The sequence below is a fragment of the Streptomyces sp. S186 genome (assembly GCF_051603415.1).
Lineage (GTDB): Bacteria > Actinomycetota > Actinomycetes > Streptomycetales > Streptomycetaceae > Streptomyces.
Genome location: NZ_CP193932.1, coordinates 556408 through 571535, shown reverse-complemented (window position 1 = coordinate 571535; position 15128 = coordinate 556408). Strand labels below are relative to the sequence as shown.

Below are 15128 nucleotides of genomic sequence, written 5' to 3'. Positions count from 1 at the left end.
ACACGAGTGGCCCGCCGGGCATGTGGCAGTCGACGGCTGTCGGTGTCCGGCCGGGGGAGCCATACCCCGGCCGGACATCGACAGCCCGGTTTCAGTCGGTGACGTCGATCCGGCCGTTGGCCGTCGCCGGGGTCCCGGGGACGGACCCCGGGACCGATACCGCGCCCGCATCCGTGCCCGCCGCCGCGCGCGAACTCGCCGTCCCGGCCGCGTCGCCGCCGGTCACCCGCTTCAGGAGGCCGGCCAGATCGACCCCGGAGACCGATCCGAGGAGTTCCACTCCTTGGGCGACGTTGTTGGCGACCGTACGGGGCAGCTGTCCCGCGCCGTCGGTGGAGATCACGGTCAGCTTGTCCACGGCGCCCAGCGGTTCGGATGCCTTGGCGACGACCTGGGGGAGGATCTCGACCAGCATCTGGAGCACGGCCGCATCGCCGTAGCGGGCGAACGCGTCGGCCTTCTTGTGCATCGCGGCGGCCTCCGCGGTGCCCTTGGAGGCGAGTGCGGCGGCCTCCGACTCGCCCTCCAGCCGCACGGCCTCGGCGAGCGCGGCACGGCGGAGCTTCTCGCCCTCACCGGTCAACCGGGCCCGTTCGGCGGCCGCTTCGGCCTCCTTGACCTGGGCGATCCGACGCGCCTCGGCCTCCTGCTCGGCCTGGTAGCGGGCGGCGTCCGCGGGCTTGCGGACCTTGGTGTCCAACTCCCGGTCGGTGAGCGCCGCCTGCCGCTCGGCGACCTTCTCCTGCTCGGAGAGAACCTCCTGTTGGCGTGCGGCCTCGGCGAGCGGACCCGCGGCGTTCGCCTTGGCGGACGCGGCCTCGGTCTCGACGCGGATCTCGGCCTGCCTGAGGTAGAGCGTCCGCTCCGCGACCGCGATCTCCTCGGCGGCCTTCAGCCGGGCCTGCTCCGAGACCCGCTTGGCGTTCGCCTCCGCGATGTCCGCCTCCTGGCGGGCCCGCGCGGCCTCCGGCCGGCCCAGGTCCTCCAGGTACGAGCCCTCGGTGGTGATGTCCTGGATCTGGAACGCGTCCAGGATCAGGCCCTGCCCGGACAGGCTGGCCTCCGCCTCCTCGGCGACCTGCCCGGCGAACGCGGCCCGGTCGCGAATGATGTCCTCGACCGCCATCCGGCCGACGATCGCCCGCAGCGCGCCCGACAGCACCTCCTGGGTGAACCCGACGATGCCGTCCTGCTGTTGGAGGAAGCGCTGCGCCGCGGCCCGTATGGCGTCCTCGCTGCCGCCGACCTTCACGATCGCGACGCCGTCGAGGTTGGCCTTCACCCCGCGCAGGGTCACCGCGCCCCGCACCGCCACCGGCAGATGCCGGCTGGACAGGTCCAGGGAGAAGCGCTGTTGGACGAACGGGATCACGAAGACGCCGCCCCCGACGACGACCTTCTGGCCGCTGTTGTCGACGCTGACCCGGCCGGTCTCCGGATCGGTGGACTTCTTGCCGCGGCGGCCGGTGATGATGAACGCCTCGTTGGGCCCGGCGACCTTGTAGCGCGTGATCACCACCAGGGCGAGCAGCACGACGAGGACGACGGCACCTATGACGGCGACAATGACTGAACTCATGACAAATCCCCCCTGCCTTCCTGGAGGTAGGCAGCTCAAGGTGATGGTGAGGTGATGGTGAGTGACCGGACCGGCGGCGGGGCGCGCCGGGTCCGGGGGAGCGAGGGTGGGCGTGGCGGGTGTGGGCCCGCATCGGTGGACGGGGCCGGCCGCCCCCCCGCTCAGCGTTCGACGGGACGGACCGCCACCGAGGTGGACGACAGCGAGGACTCGACCCAGACCTCGGCACCCCGAGCCACCGGGACCGCGCTCCTGGCCGCCAGCTTCACCGGGTGCCCGGCATGCCGTAGCAGCACCTCGCCGTAACCGTCGGCGGGGATCGCGGTGACCACCGAACCGGCGGTGCCCACCAGGTCTTCGCGGCGCGGCGCCGGGGCGCTCCGGTCGCGCATCAGTGCCCGGCTGAAACGCCAGGTGGCGGCCCCGGCCGCGGTGCCCGCGGCCAGCCCGGCGGCGACGGCCGGCCCGACGCCGAGCCCGGTGCCGCCCCACACGATCGCGCCGGCGAACCCGAACATCGACAGGAACCCGGCGATGACCGGCAGGGACAACAGCCCGTCGAAGAGCCCGTCCAGCACCCCGCCGAACAGCCCCTCCAGCACCCCGTCGAAGATCAGCGACAGTACGAGAACGGCGATCCCGCCGATGCCGAGACCAAGAAACCAGGCCATGCACAGCCCTCCCGCACTCGCTCATTCCGCTCGAACGGGACGATCCTCACACGCGGCCGAGCCGCCGCACATTGCCGCATCCCGGCAATCTTTACGCCCTCTTGATGTGCGGCACCGTGCCTCCGACCTGCGACGACGGCTCTCTTCCGGCCTCTTCCGGCTTCTCTTCCGGGTCTTTTCCCGGCCCTGTCCGCCGTCGACTGCCGGTCGTCCTCCTCCTCTTCTTTCCGCCCGCCGCCCCTCCGCTTTCCCCGCTCTTGGCGCCCTCTCTCCGCGCTCTCTCCGTCCTCTCTCCACATGCCTCTTGACTCTGGGCAAAAGGGGAGGAAACTGGTGTGTAACCAGACAACCGGAGAGCCGCACCGTCAGCAAAGACGTTTGCTGACAGGAGACCCTTAGCATGGCTCTGGCTAGGCCCCCGGAAGCCCCGCGAACCGGAGCCTCGGCGACGACCGAGGTAGATGGTGGCGATGTGGACTCCCGGGGACTGTGTTGTCCCGGCCCGGGCTCTCCCGGGCCTTCTTTGTGTCCGGGTGTCCGGTTCTTTGTGCCCGGCGCCGGGTGGCGTGTCCGGCCCCGTATCAGGCGTCGTTATCGCCTCGTGACGATGTGACTACAGCGATGTAGACATCTTCGGACCGGCTGACTAAGGTATGCCTTCGCTAACTGAGGTAAGGCATACCGGCGCGGCTGCGCGGGCCGGAGAGGACGACTATGTGGGACGACGCGTTTCCGAGCTTCTTGATCGGCTTGAGAGAAGGGCTGGAAGCCGGACTCATCGTTTCGATCCTCGTCGCCACTCTCGTCCGGGCCGGGGCCAAGTCCCGTCTCCCGCAGGTGTGGACCGGTGTACTGGCGGCGATCGCGGTGGCGATGAGCTTCGGCGCCGTCCTCACCTTCACCGCCGCCTCGCTCTCGGCCACCGCGCAGGAAGCTTTCGGCGGCACGCTGAGCGTGATCGCGGTCGCGTTCGTCACCGCGATGGTGTTCTGGATGCGGCGCTCCGCGCGCAGCCTCTCCGGTGAGATCAAGGAGAAGGTCACCGGGGCGCTCGCCATGGGCGCGGGCATGCTCGTCGTCACCTCCTTCCTGGCCGTGGGCCGCGAGGGGCTGGAGACCGCGCTGTTCCTGTGGACCACGGCGCGCGCGGCGGGGGAGTCGGTCGGGCCGATGATCGGCGCCGGCGTCGGGCTGGTCATCGCGGCGGGGCTCTGCTGGGGCCTGTACCGCCGGGTGCTCAAGATCAACCTCACCAGGTTCTTCACCGCGACCGGTGCCGTGCTCATCGTCATCGCCGCCGGTGTCCTGGGATACGGCCTGCGGGACCTCCAGGAGGGCGGGGTCCTGCCCGGCAAGACCGCGTTCGCCTTCGACCTCAGCCAGAGCATCGACCCCAGCGCCTGGTACACGACCCTGGTCCAGGGCGTCCTCAACCTCATGCCGGCCATGACCTGGCTGCAGATCGTCGGGTATGTCGGCTACCTCGTCGTCGTGATGACGCTGTTCGTCCGCGGCGTGCGGACCCCCAAGGCGGCGCCGCAGGCGGCGGAGGAGAAGCCGGCGGCCGGCAACGCGGTCGAGGAGAAGGCCGCTGAGGGTGCGTCGGCCACGAAGGACGAGGCGTCGGCGGGCGGGGCGGCCGAGGCCGAGCCGCAGTCGGCACCGGAGACGGACTCGGCACCGGAGCCCGCGCCGGCCGGTGCGGGCCGGAAGCGGCCCGCGTGGCTGCTGCCGGTCGCCGTGGTCGCCGTGCCCGCCGTCGTCGCGGGCGGGATCGTCGCCTTCGGCAAGGCCAAGCCGGCCGGGGCGCCCACCATCGCGGTGTCCGAGACCGAGTGCGGCAAGGGCTTCACCGCGCCCAAGCCCGGGCGGCAGACCTTCCAGATGCAGAACACCGGCGACAAGACCTCCGAGGTGTACCTCGTCGACCCCGCGACCAACGCGGTCTACGGCGAGATCGAGGGCCTGGCCCCCGGCACCACCCGCGATCTGGTCGCCACCATCGCCGGCGGCTCGTACGCCTGGCGCTGCGTCCCCACGGGCGGCAAGGCGGTCACCTCCGCCGCCGTACGGGTCAGCGGCGGGGGCGGCGCCAGGGCCGTCGTACCGGTCTCGGAGGAAGACCTCGCCGGACCCCTGAGCGCCTACAAGAAGTACGTCGACCAGGGCCTGGGCACGCTGGCCGACCAGACCCGGAAGCTCGGCGACGACCTGGCCGGCGGCGACCTGGACGCCGCGCGCACGGACTGGCTGACCGCGCACCGCGCCTACTCCTCGCTCGGCGCCGCCTACGGCACGTTCGAGGACTTCGACAAGAAGATCAACGGGCGGGCCGACGGGCTCCCGGGCGGCGTGCACGACAAGGACTTCTCCGGTTTCCACCGGATCGAGTACGGGCTGTGGCACGGCGCGTCCGCGGACGAGCTGAGCGGCCCGGCGCGGCAGCTGCACGACGACGTGGTGGGACTGCGCAAGGCGTTCCCCACCCAGGACTTCGACCCCGGTGACCTTCCGCTGCGCACCCACGAAATCCTGGAGAACACCCTCCAGTTCGAGCTGACCGGCGACACCGACCAGGGCAGCGGCACCAACCTCGCCACCGCCGACGCCAACCTCGCCGGCACCCGCGAACTCCTCGACGTCCTGCACCCGCTGCTCGTCAAGCGCGATCCGCAGCTGCTGACCTCCATCCGGAGCGACATCGACCGGCTGCAGCAGCAACTCGACGCCGCGCACCACGACGGCACCTGGACGCCGGTCGACAAGCTCGACGCCACCGCCCGCCAGCGGCTGAACGGCATCACCGGCCGGCTGCTGGAGCACCTGGCGCCGGTGCCGGACCTCCTGGAGATCCGCAAGTCCGCCTGACCCGCCGGGGCAAGGGCCGCCCGGACGTCCGCGCACACACCGCCGGACGCACCGGGCGCCCGCCCGACGGCCCCGTACCACCCGCCCCGTCCACGTCGACCACGCGCACCACCCACGCACGCTCCGAAGGGAACCACGAGATGTCCGCCGAAACGCCCGGTCCGCAGGGCCGCTGTCCCGCCGACCGGCGCTCGTTCGTGAAGACCGCGCTGGGCGCCGGCGCGGCCGGTGCGGTGCTGGCCGGCGGCGGCTTCGCGCTGAGCCAGGGCACCGCCGACCCGGCCCGGGCCGACGACACCGCCGACGCCGGGAAGGTGCCGTTCCACGGCGCGCACCAGGCGGGCATCCTCACCCCGCAGCCCACCGCCGCCGCCTTCGTCTCGCTCAACGTCATAGCGGAGAACCGCAGGGAACTCACCGACCTGCTGCGGACGATCACCGAGCGCGCCCGCTTCCTGACCGCCGGCGGCGCCCCGCAGGACCTCGGCGTCGGCGCCCTGCCGTCCGACAACGGCATCCTCGGGCCGGTGGTCCCGGCCGACGCGCTGACCGTCACCGTCGGCGTGGGCGCCTCGCTCTTCGACGACCGCTACGGGCTCGCCAAGGCCAAGCCGCGCAAGCTCGGCCCGATGCGGACCTTCCCCAACGACAACCTCCAGGCCGCCGAGTGCCATGGCGACCTCTCGCTGCAGATCTGCGCCGAGCGCCAGGACACCGTGCTGCACGCGCTGCGCGACATCGCCCGGCACACCCGCGGCGGGATGCAGATCAAGTGGCGCGTCGACGGTTTCCAGAACGCGCCCCGGCCCAGCGGCACCCAGCGCAACCTGCTCGGCTTCAAGGACGGGATAGCCAACCCCGACGTGAAGTCCGGGCGGGAGATGGACCGGCTGGTGTGGATCGGCGACGGCCACGGCGAGCCCGCCTGGGCCACCGGCGGCAGCTACCAGGTCATCCGGATCATCCGGATGCTGGTGGAGTTCTGGGACCGGGTGTCGCTGGCCGAGCAGGAGAAGATGTTCGGCCGTCGCAAGGACACCGGCGCCCCGCTGGACGGCGCGGGCGAGTTCGACGCGCCCGCCTACCACAAGGACCCGCACGGCACCGCGATCCCGCTCGACTCCCACATCCGGCTCGCCAACCCGCGGACCGCCAAGACCGACGACAGTCGCATCCTGCGCCGCGGCTACAACTACGACCGGGGCGTCGACAACGTCGGCAACCTGGACATGGGGCTGGTCTTCTGCTGCTACCAGCAGGACGTCCTGCGCCAGTTCGAGGCCACCCAGGAGCGGCTGATCGACGAGCCGCTGGTGGACTACATATCGCCGACCGGCGGCGGGTACTTCTTCGCGCTGCCGGGTGTGCGGGACGCCTCGGACTGGCTCGGCCGGAGCATGCTGGCCGCCGCCTGAGACCGCTCCCCGCCCGGTATCCGCCGCTGTCCCCGCCCGCGCCTCAGATCCGCAGGGTCAGCGGCGGATGCGCACCGTTGAGGTAGTGGTCGCCGATGGCCCGGAGGCTGTGCGCGGACGAGCGCTGCGCGGTCAGGACGCGGGCGTTGCGCCAGAACCGGTCGAAGCCCGGGTCGCCGCCGGTGGTCTCGGCGCCGGCCGTCAGCTCCAGGATGCGGGTGGTGATCTGCAGCGCGGACTGGCCGGTGACCGCCTCGGCCGCGGCCACCAGCACCGCGATGTCGGCACACGCGTCGACGCCCAGCCCCTGGCCCATCAGCAGGCCCCGGGCCAGCGCCTCGGTGGCCGGCTCCACGACGGCCGCGGCGGTGTGCGCGGCGGCGACCAGTTCGCCGTACGCCAGCAGCAGATAGGGATCGCCGCCCGGCAGCTCCGGGTACGGGGCGGCGGCGGTGTCCGCGGGCTCCCAGGTGCGCGAGGCGGCGCGGTTGAGGTCGCGGGCCTCGGCGAGCGCGCCCTCGGCGATGCCCAGCGCCACCTGGACGAGCGCCAGCCGCAGCGTCAGCGGGTCCAGGGTGGCGTACGGGGTGAGGTGCTGCTCGTCGTGGGAGACGGTGCCGAGGATCTGCTCGGACGGCACCGGCACGGCGTCGAAGGCGACCGTGCCGGCGCCGGTCAGGCGCTGGCCCAGGCGGTCGTGGGCCGGGTCGGTGGTGACACCGGGGTGCGCCGGATCGACCAGCGCGATCAGCCGGTCGCCGGTCGCGGTGCAGGCGGCACCGACGATCAGGCGGTCGGCGACGGTCACCCCGGCCGCGAAGGACCGGCGGCCGTGCAGGAGATACCCGGAACCGTCCGGGGTGAGGGTGAGGTCGCGGCCGGCGCCCGGGGCGGCCGGTTCGGTGCCGGCCGTCGGATGCCCGGTGTCGCCGGCCAGCAGCCACTGCTCCTCGGCCACGTGGCGTTCCAGCGCGTCCGCCTGCTGCGGGGTGCCGAAGAACCGGGTGCTCCAGGACAGCGCGTAGTGGCGGGCGAGGAGTTCGCCGATGGAGCCGTCGGCCGCCGCTATCTCGCGGATGACGGCGCCGGCGGTGCGGCAGTCGCTGCCGCCGCGGAGCGGTCCCGGCGGGGTCAGCAGCGCCGGCAGACCGGCCTCGCGCAGCCGTGCCAGTTCGTCGAAGGGCGGTTTGCCGGCCCGGTCGCGGCTGAGCGCGTCGACGGCGAGATCGTCGGCGAGTTCACGGGTGACGCGGTGCCAGATCTCGTGGTCCGCCGGGGGCTCGGCCTGCGGGGCGGCGGGGCGTGCTGCGGACCTCTTCGGCATGGCGCCGTTCACCGTCCTCGTCGGCTGGAACCGGGCTGCGGAGCCTGGCGGGGGAACCGGGGAGCGAGGGCTGCCCGGGCTGCTTCCCTACTTTTCCCACTGGATTGGTAGGGAAAGCGATGAGGGCATGATGATGCGTTCCGAACTCGGCTCCGGGCAAGGGGTGTTCGAGGGGTGGACGGATCGGGGTCGGATTCCGGACGCCGGGTCGTCCACCGCAGGTCGGGCGGGTGTCCGAGGGATGGACGGGAGGGTGCCCGCTACGGATTCGTCCAGGAGGCCGGGTCCTCGGTCAGCGCGGACACCCGGCGGGGGAGCGCGGCCGAGGCCACATCGGCCAGCGAGACACCGTCGAGGATCTGGCGGACGTTGGCCCGCAGCGCCACCCACAGCGGCAGCAGGGACTCCGCGGGGCCGGTGTACGACAACTCCGGCGGCCGCACGCCCCGTACGGACACCAGCGGACCGTCCACCACCCGGATCACATCGGCGATGCTGATCTCCTCGGCGGCCTTGGCCAGGCGGTAACCGCCGTTCCCGCCGCGCTGGCTGAGCACCAGACCGCCCCGCCGCATATCGCCCAGGATGCCTTCGAGGAACTTGTGCGGAATGTCCTGGGCGTCGGCGATCGCCTCGGCCTTGAGCGGACCCCCGCCCGGGGCGTACGCGAGTTGCAGCGCGGCGCGCACCGCGTAATCCGCTCTGGCTGAAATCCGCATACCGGCATTATCCCCGAGCAGTTGGCGCGGGCCGCGCCGCACCGGGTACGCGCCATGCGTTCACCACCGGAACCGCGCCGGCGCACCACCCTTGACGCCGCCCGGTGCCGCCCCGACACTCAAGGACGGGAACCCTAGCGAACAGGTGGGCATCGATGGGGCACACGGAGCGGGACGGCGACCGCGCGGGACGCGCGGACCGGCCGCTGCCCCTCCTCACCTCCCGCCGCCACATCGATCTGCTGCGCGTCTGCAGCGCCGCGTAGTCCGCCGGCCCGCCGCGGCTCTCGTGCGGCGCGGCGGACGGTTCTCCTGACGCCGTGCCCCGTTCGCGGCCCCGGGCCGCCCCACGCGCCGCCGCGCTGACGGCCGTTCACCTCTGTTCACGCCCGTTCACCTCCATTCCGTTCACATCCATCCGCGTCCCGTGCACACCCGTAGGCGACCGCCGCCAGGCGCCCGCCCGTACGCCCGGACACCGGACCTCGCACCCAGGGACTCCTATGACCTCCGCATCCATGACCTCCCCGTCCGCCGCACCCGCCGCGCCGGCCTTCCGGGGCCGCATCGGCTCCGACATGCGCAGCGGCCACTACCCCGTCCCGCACCGCTACCGCCTCTTCCTGTCCCCGTCCTGTCCGCACTGTCTGGGCCTCGCCATCACCCACAGCCTGCTCGACCTCGGCGACACCCTCCCCGTGACCCTGCTGCCCGCCGTCCCCGACACCCCCGACGGCGGCTACGCGGCGCTGCGCCCCCGCTACGAGGCCGGCGCGCACCAGTACCGAGGCCCGGCCGCCGCCCCGGTGCTCGCCGACGACTGGACCGGACGGATCGTCAGCAACCATGCCCCGGACATCCTGCGCGACCTGGCCGAGCGCTTCGGCGCCCGCGGCCCCGCCCTCTACCCGGCCCACGCCAGGGACGCGATCGATGCACTGGACCGCCGCTGCGAAGGGGACCTCACCGAGGCCGCCCAGCGCGCCGGCGGCCTCGGCAGCGACCATCCCGGCTACGAGGCCGCCCTCGACACCCTGCTCGGCACGCTCGCCGAACTGGAACGCCGGCTGGCCGGCCACCCTTATCTGCTCGGCGACGAACTCACCCTCGCCGACGTCCAGTTGTGGGTGAACCTGGTCCAGCTCGACACCGTCCACCGCTGGCACCTCGACGCCGCGGCCGTGCAGCGCATCGCCGGCCACCGATGCCTGTGGGCCTACGCCCGCCGCCTGGCCGCCCGGCCCGCCTTCGGCCGCCACCTCGACCTGGACGCCATCGCCCGCCGCCACCACGCCCGCTGCCGGGGCCGGGAGGCCGCCGGCGCGGCCGTGCAGATCGTCGACTGGACGACGGCCCACGCCCCGGACACCCCGGACCGCACCATCACACAGACCAGGTGCTGACCGGCCGCACCGCCCGGCCTCCCTGCCCCTGCCTCACGCCGCCACCCGCAACGGCAGCGCCTTCAGCCCGTGGATGAAGTTCGACACCAGCCGCCGCGGTGGTCCGGCGACCGCCACGGTGGGCAGCAGCGCGCAGAACTCCTCGTAGAACACCCGTAGTTGGAGCCGGGCCAGGTGCGCGCCCAGGCAGACGTGCGGACCGTCGCCGAACGAGACATGGGGGTTCGGGGCGCGGGCGAGATCCAGCCGGCCGGGCCGGTCGAAGACCCGCTCGTCGTAGTTGGCCGAGCCGTGGAAGACCACGACCTTGTCGCCGGCGCGGATCCGGCGGCCGGCCAGCTCGGTGTCGACCGCGGCGGTCCGGCGGAAGCTCAGCACCGGCGGATGCCAGCGCAGCAGTTCCTCCACGGCCGGACCCACCGCGATCGCGCCGGTGCGGAGCGCGGCGTAGGCGCCGGGGTGCCGGGCCAGTGCCAGCAGCCCGCCGGGAGCGGCGCTGCGGACGGTGTCGTTGCCCGCGACGGTCAGCAGGAAGAAGAACATCTCCAGCTCGGGCACGGCCAGTTCGGGGTCGGCGGCGAGCACCGTCAGTACGTCGTCGCCCGGGTGCCGCCGCTTGTGCGCGGCCAGTTCGCGGGCGTACGCGAACATGTCCTGGAGCAGCGCGGGGGAGCGGGGATCGACGGCCCGGCCGTCCGCCCCGGTCGCCGCCGGGCCGGCCTCGTCCGGGTCCTGGTAGCCGATGACCCGTCGGGTCCAGTGCAGCATCAGCCCGCGGTCGCCGGGCGGCACGCCCAGCAGATCGGCGAGGTTGAGCAGCGCGTAGTCGTCGGTGACCGTGCCGACCACGTCGCACACCCCGTCGCCGGACCGGGCGGCGCGCACTGCCGCGGTCAGCAGCGCGCGGGCCCGCTCCCGTACGGCGGTCTCGAAGCGGTCCACCCGGCGCGGGGTGAAGGCGCGGCTGACCAGGCGGCGCAGCCGGCCGTGGTCCGGGGGGTCCTGATTGAGCATCATCCGCCGGATGAACGGCAGGTCGGCGGGGTCGGGATCGCGGATCTGGGTGGCGCCCAGATGGGAGGAGAAGGTCCGGGCGTCCTTCAGCACCCGTACGACGTCCTGGTGCCGGGTCACCGCCCAGAAGCCGGGACCGGCCGGCCAGCCGAGCACCTCCGGTTCGTCCTGCCAGGCCACCGGGTGGTGGTCGCGCAGCAGCCGGTAGGCGTCGTGCGGCAGCCCGTCGGCGTAGCGGCGGGGGTCGAAGACGTCGGGGATACCGGGCACACCGGGCACGTCGGGGGCGCCGCGGAAGGAAGCCACGCGCTCTCCACCTCCTGTTCGGGTCAGTGCGGTCGGGCCGGGCCGGAGGGGCCGGGGCCGCCGGCCGGGTCCGGGCCGGGCCCAAGGAGCCCCGCCTCGTGGGCGAGGAGGGCGGCCTGGACGCGGTTGTCCAGACAGAGCCGGTTCAGGATGCGGTTGACGCGGCTCTTCACGGTGGGCTGGGACAGTCCGAGGTCCTCGCCGATCTGGAGGTTGGAGCGGCCCCGGGCGACGAGGACGAGCACCTCCAGTTCGCGGGCGGTGAGCGTGTCGAGCAGCCGGGCGGCCGTGTCGCGCCGGGGCGGGGCGCCGGGCAGCAGGCCCGCGGGCAGTGCCGTGAAGGCGCCGATCAGCCGGTGGGTGACGCTGGGGGCCAGCATCGCCTCGCCCTCGGCCACCACCCGCAGGGCGTGCGCGAGTTGGTCCGGCGGGCTGTTCTTGAGCAGGAATCCACCGGCCCCGGCGCGCAGCGCGGCGTGCACGTACTCGTCCAGGTCGAAGGTGGTCAGGACCAGGACGCGGGGCGGCGGGCCGGGGTGCGGCCAGTCGGCGCGCAGCCGGCGGGTGGCCTCGACGCCGTTCATACCGGGCATCCGGACGTCCATCACCACCACGTCCGGGCGCAGTTCGGTGGCGAGCGCGACCGCCTCCGCGCCGTCGGCGGCGGCTCCGACGACCTCGAAGTCCGGGCGGCGGTCGATGACCGCCCGCAGCGCGTCCCGGACCATCTCCTGATCGTCGGCGAGCAGCACACGGATCGTCATGCCGGGGTCTCCAGGTGAAGGGTGGCGGACAGCTGCCAGCCGGCGCCGTGCGGGAGCGGGCCGGTGTGCACCGTGCCGCCGAACGCCGTGACGCGTTCCCGGATTCCGAGCAGTCCCCGGCCGGAGCCGGGCGGCGGCCGGTGCCCGGTGGCGGGCGGCCCGTTCTCGACGGCGACGGTCAGCGTCGTCCCGTCGCGGTGCAACGCGACCCGTACGTCCGTGGGGCCGGCGTGCTTGAGGACGTTGGTGAGCGCTTCCTGGACGATGCGGTAGGCCGAGATCTGGAGCGCGGGCGGCAGCTCGCCGAGGGCCTCGTGCAGCTTCGCGGTGACCCGGCAGCCGGCCGCCTCGGCGGCGGCTATGAGCCGGTCGAGGTGGCGCAGGGACGGTTCCGGTGCCGGCCCGGCGTCGCCGTCCCGTTCGTCGCCCACCGTCAGCAGGCCCAGGATGCGGCGCATCTCGACCAGGGCGGTGTCGGCGGTGTCCGCGATCCGGGTCAGGCCCCGCCGGGCGCCCGGCGGGTCGTCCGCCACCACCTCCTCGGTGGCGCGTGCCTGGAGAGCGATGGCGCTCACATGGTGGGCGACCACGTCATGGAGGTCGCGGGCGATCCGGGCCCGCTCGGCGACCACGGCCTGGCGGGCGTTGATCTCCCGCTCCGCACGCAGCCGCTCGTTGGCCTCCCGCAGCCGGGCGTTGACGTCCCGCAACTGCCCGTTGGCGTCCCCGAGCCGCAGGTTGAGGTCGCGCAGCCGGTCCGCCTGGCGCACGATCCGCCGCCGCCCGTACCCCACGAGCCAGGCGGCGCCGTAGAAGACGACGAAGGTGGTGGCGGTGATCGGCTCCAGTGAGCCGGGCTGCGGGGGCCCGGTCCGGCCGGTCAGCAGATCGGTCGTCACCGCCGTCAGCAGCGACAGCACCGTCCAGGGCAGACCGGCCGCCGGCGGGGTGTGCCGGGCCACCGCGTAGACGGCGAAGACCAACAGGAACGGGCCGGGGAGCTTGCCCGGCACCGGATCGATCACCTCGAAGGCGACGAAGGCGGCGGTCATGGCGCAGAGCACGGCGCGCGGCCGGCGGCGGCGCCACGGCAGCGGGACCGTCTGGAGGCCCCAGAGCAGCACACCGCCCGGCCGCGGCGCCGGCTCGCGGCCCAGCAGCGTCAGCACGTCGAACGCGGTCAGCCCGCCGCCGAGCGCGAGATCGGTGAGCCAGGGCCGCCGGTCGGCGAGCCGGCGCCAGGCGCCGCGCGGGGCGGCGAGGGGAGGTGTGTCCATGACGGTGGCAAGGCTAACCACCCGCCTCCGCCGAGGCGATCGTGCCCGGGGAGGGCATCGGCGGGGCGTCGGCGCAACCCTGGTTGCGCGGGCCCGCGACGGATCGGCATCCAGGACGACGCCGTGCCCGCCCCTGCCTTCCTAGCGTCGTGACCTGACCGGACTGCGCCGCCCGTGGCGCCTCCCGAAGGGACCGACGAACCACGTGATCACCACGAGCACCCCGAGCACCGCCGGGCCGACGGCCCGCGCCGGCACCCGTGCCCCGGCGGCCCGCGCCCGCTGGGCCTGGCTGGCGCTGGGCACCGCGGCCCATCTCCTCGCCGTCGGCGGCCGCTGGGACATCGCCGCCGCTGCCTGGCTCTTCCCCGTCCTGCTGCTGCGCTTCGCCCGCACCGGCCGGGCCTGGTCCGGCGCCCTGTGGCTGTGGGCGGCCAACACCGCCGCGGCGGTCTGCTGGCTCGTCGAGTCGGCGATGCTCAGCCCGTTCGCCCTGGCCGGGGCGGCCGCGCTCGCCGCGCTGCTGACCCTGCCGTTCCTCCTCGACCGGCTGCTGAGGGGCCGGCTGCGGCCCTGGGCGGCGCTGCTGGTGTTCCCCGCGGCGGTGGCCGGGACGGAGTTCCTGATCACCCTGCTCTCCCCGTTCGGCACCGCCTACGGCTCGCTGGCGGTCACCCAGGACGGCCTGCTGCCGCTCCTCCAGGTCGTCTCGGTCACCGGCTCCTACGGGATCGGCTTCCTCATCGCCTGGTGCGCCGCGGTCGCCAACCTCGCCTGGGAGACGGCCTCCTGGCGCTCCGCCCGGCGCGCCGTGCTCACCTGCGCCGCGGTACTGCTGGCCGTCGTCCTCGCCGGCGGCGCCCGCCTCGCCTTCCTCCCGCCGGACGGGCCGACGGTACGGATCGCCGGGGTCACCGCCGACGCGGCCGCGCTGCGCGCCCAGAAGGCGGCCTACGCCCAGGCCGACGGCGGCCGCGCGGCGCTCGCCACCGCCCCGCCGGCGAGCCTCCGCCCGGCGCAGCGCGGGGTGCTCGACAGCCTGCTGGCCGCCACCCGCCGCGAGGCCGCGGCCGGCGCCAGGATCGTGGTCTGGCCCGAGCAGGGGGCGCGGGTGCCGGCCTCCGACGAGCCCGCGGCCATCGCGGCGGCCCGGGAGGAGGCCCGCCGCTCCCGGATCTACCTGGAGATCGGCATCGGCGTCCACATCGACCGGGCACCGGCCTACGGGCGCAACGAGACGCTGCTCATCGACCCCCGCGGCACCGTGCTTTGGACCTACCAGAAGGCCCACCCCATCCCCGGCTCGGAGACCTTCACCCCCGGCGACGGCCAGGTCCCGGTCGTCGCCACCCCGTACGGCCGACTGGCCAACGTCATCTGCTACGACGCCGACTTCCCCGACATGATGCGAGTCCCCGCCGACCTCATGCTCGTGCCCTCCCACGACTGGCGGGAATACGGGAGCGCGCACACCCGCAAGGCAGCCCTCCGGGCCGTCGAGGCCGGCTACGCGCTGTTCCGCCAGGACGCCGAGGGCGTGACGACCGCCTACGACAACCAGGGCCATGTCCTGGCCACCACGGACTACTTCGGCACCGGCCGGCAGGCCACCGTGGCCTATGTCCCGGTGCACGGCACCACCACGGTCTACGACCGGATCGGCGACACCTTCGCCTGGCTGTGCCTGGCGGCCGTCGGGACCCTGGTGGTGGCCGGCGCGGTGACCGGACGACGGACGGCGACGCGCGGCAAGGCGGCCCGGTGAGCAGCGGTGGGCCGCGCAACTAC

12 protein-coding genes are annotated in these 15128 nt (G+C 73.8%); 5 read left to right on the top strand and 7 right to left on the bottom strand.

All coding sequences use genetic code 11. The features are described 5' to 3' along the window. Window positions 1-91: 91 nt before the first annotated feature. Both ACRAS8_RS02525 and ACRAS8_RS02520 read right to left on the bottom strand, forming a co-directional pair. A complete protein-coding gene (locus ACRAS8_RS02525; protein WP_438484088.1) occupies window positions 92-1579 on the bottom strand; it encodes a flotillin family protein in 1488 nt (495 codons plus the stop codon). A gap of 161 nt (window positions 1580-1740) precedes the next feature. Further along, window positions 1741-2250 (bottom strand): hypothetical protein, encoded by a 510-nt coding sequence (locus ACRAS8_RS02520; RefSeq protein WP_438484087.1) that lies wholly within the window; start codon window positions 2248-2250, stop codon window positions 1741-1743. 714 nt (window positions 2251-2964) lie between these two features. Here ACRAS8_RS02520 and efeU point away from each other — a divergent pair. Further along, window positions 2965-5118, top strand: coding sequence for an iron uptake transporter permease EfeU (efeU, locus tag ACRAS8_RS02515; RefSeq protein WP_438484086.1), 2154 nt, complete (start codon window positions 2965-2967; stop codon window positions 5116-5118). A 140-nt stretch (window positions 5119-5258) separates the two neighbouring features. Beyond that, window positions 5259-6533 (top strand): iron uptake transporter deferrochelatase/peroxidase subunit, encoded by a 1275-nt coding sequence (gene efeB, locus ACRAS8_RS02510; protein ID WP_438484085.1) that lies wholly within the window; start codon window positions 5259-5261, stop codon window positions 6531-6533. Window positions 6534-6576: 43 nt separating this feature from the next. Here the strand turns inward: efeB and ACRAS8_RS02505 are convergent, their stop codons facing one another. Together ACRAS8_RS02505 and ACRAS8_RS02500 are read right to left on the bottom strand one after the other, a co-directional pair. After that, entirely contained in the window at window positions 6577-7857 is a 1281-nt protein-coding gene (locus tag ACRAS8_RS02505) for an acyl-CoA dehydrogenase (protein ID WP_438484084.1), read from the bottom strand. A 260-nt stretch (window positions 7858-8117) separates the two neighbouring features. Then, window positions 8118-8576 carry an RrF2 family transcriptional regulator gene (locus ACRAS8_RS02500; protein ID WP_438484083.1) on the bottom strand — a complete coding sequence of 153 codons (459 nt, stop codon included), beginning with the start codon at window positions 8574-8576 and terminating at the stop codon, window positions 8118-8120. A 155-nt stretch (window positions 8577-8731) separates the two neighbouring features. Between ACRAS8_RS02500 and ACRAS8_RS02495 the strand changes: the two genes are divergently transcribed. Continuing rightward, a complete protein-coding gene (locus ACRAS8_RS02495; protein WP_438484082.1) occupies window positions 8732-8842 on the top strand; it encodes a putative leader peptide in 111 nt (36 codons plus the stop codon). 237 nt (window positions 8843-9079) lie between these two features. Further along, a complete protein-coding gene (locus ACRAS8_RS02490) occupies window positions 9080-9979 on the top strand; it encodes a glutathione S-transferase C-terminal domain-containing protein (RefSeq protein WP_438484081.1) in 900 nt (299 codons plus the stop codon). Window positions 9980-10012: 33 nt separating this feature from the next. On the opposite strand, the gene ACRAS8_RS02485 is transcribed toward ACRAS8_RS02490, so the two are convergent. The 3 genes from ACRAS8_RS02485 to ACRAS8_RS02475 are packed head-to-tail and all read right to left on the bottom strand — an operon-like array spanning window position 10013 to window position 13340. After that, window positions 10013-11299 carry a cytochrome P450 gene (locus ACRAS8_RS02485; RefSeq protein ID WP_438484080.1) on the bottom strand — a complete coding sequence of 429 codons (1287 nt, stop codon included), beginning with the start codon at window positions 11297-11299 and terminating at the stop codon, window positions 10013-10015. 23 nt (window positions 11300-11322) lie between these two features. Further along, window positions 11323-12063 (bottom strand): response regulator, encoded by a 741-nt coding sequence (locus ACRAS8_RS02480; protein WP_438484079.1) that lies wholly within the window; start codon window positions 12061-12063, stop codon window positions 11323-11325. Further along, the gene (locus ACRAS8_RS02475) at window positions 12060-13340 is read right to left on the bottom strand and encodes a sensor histidine kinase (RefSeq protein ID WP_438484078.1); all 1281 of its coding nucleotides are present in this window, start codon (window positions 13338-13340) and stop codon (window positions 12060-12062) included. Before ACRAS8_RS02475 ends, ACRAS8_RS02480 begins: the two co-directional genes overlap by 4 nt. Window positions 13341-13545: 205 nt before the next feature. Between ACRAS8_RS02475 and ACRAS8_RS02470 the strand changes: the two genes are divergently transcribed. Next, a complete protein-coding gene (locus ACRAS8_RS02470; RefSeq protein ID WP_438484077.1) occupies window positions 13546-15105 on the top strand; it encodes a nitrilase-related carbon-nitrogen hydrolase in 1560 nt (519 codons plus the stop codon). The last annotated feature ends 23 nt before the right edge of the window (window positions 15106-15128 follow it).

Excerpts from the sequence above, each read along its gene's own strand:
- efeB (WP_438484085.1), top strand. The coding sequence starts at position 5,259 with ATGTCCGCCGAAACGCCCGGTCCGCAGGGCCGCTGTCCCGCCGACCGG.
- ACRAS8_RS02495 (WP_438484082.1), top strand. The coding sequence starts at position 8,732 with ATGGGGCACACGGAGCGGGACGGCGACCGCGCGGGACGCGCGGACCGG.
- ACRAS8_RS02520 (WP_438484087.1), bottom strand. The coding sequence starts at position 2,250 with ATGGCCTGGTTTCTTGGTCTCGGCATCGGCGGGATCGCCGTTCTCGTA.
- ACRAS8_RS02475 (WP_438484078.1), bottom strand. The coding sequence starts at position 13,340 with ATGGACACACCTCCCCTCGCCGCCCCGCGCGGCGCCTGGCGCCGGCTC.
- ACRAS8_RS02480 (WP_438484079.1), bottom strand. The coding sequence starts at position 12,063 with ATGACGATCCGTGTGCTGCTCGCCGACGATCAGGAGATGGTCCGGGAC.
- ACRAS8_RS02500 (WP_438484083.1), bottom strand. The coding sequence starts at position 8,576 with ATGCGGATTTCAGCCAGAGCGGATTACGCGGTGCGCGCCGCGCTGCAA.
- ACRAS8_RS02525 (WP_438484088.1), bottom strand. The coding sequence starts at position 1,579 with ATGAGTTCAGTCATTGTCGCCGTCATAGGTGCCGTCGTCCTCGTCGTG.
- ACRAS8_RS02505 (WP_438484084.1), bottom strand. The coding sequence starts at position 7,857 with ATGCCGAAGAGGTCCGCAGCACGCCCCGCCGCCCCGCAGGCCGAGCCC.
- efeU (WP_438484086.1), top strand. The coding sequence starts at position 2,965 with ATGTGGGACGACGCGTTTCCGAGCTTCTTGATCGGCTTGAGAGAAGGG.
- ACRAS8_RS02490 (WP_438484081.1), top strand. The coding sequence starts at position 9,080 with ATGACCTCCGCATCCATGACCTCCCCGTCCGCCGCACCCGCCGCGCCG.